The sequence below is a fragment of the Paraburkholderia sp. SIMBA_030 genome (assembly GCF_046535245.1).
Taxonomy (GTDB): Bacteria; Pseudomonadota; Gammaproteobacteria; order Burkholderiales; family Burkholderiaceae; genus Paraburkholderia.
Genome location: NZ_JAWRXB010000701.1, coordinates 1 through 266 on the forward strand (window position 1 = coordinate 1; position 266 = coordinate 266).

General features: G+C 70.7%; 1 protein-coding gene. It reads left to right on the forward strand.

Annotation, left to right across the window (positions count from 1 at the left end):
- The coding region (locus SB772_RS41750) for a porin (RefSeq protein WP_410838740.1) at positions 1 to 266 on the forward strand (266 nt) is incomplete at both ends.

The following is a 266-nucleotide window of genomic DNA, read 5'->3' on the forward strand; positions in this document are numbered from 1 at the left end:
TTCAACGTGCGCGGCGGCGACCTCGGGCAGGGCGGGCGGCTGTTCGGGCGGCAGGCGTTCGTCGGGCTGAAGAGCGGCTTCGGCACGCTCGCGTTCGGCCGCCAGTACACGATGACCTATCTCGCGCTGCAGGGCGCGGACATCATCGGCCCCGACATCTACGGGCTCGGCTCGCTCGACGCGTACGTGCCGAACGGCCGCGCCGACAACGCGGTGACCTACGTCGGCACGTATCGCGGCGTGACGCTCGGCGCCGCGTATTCGTT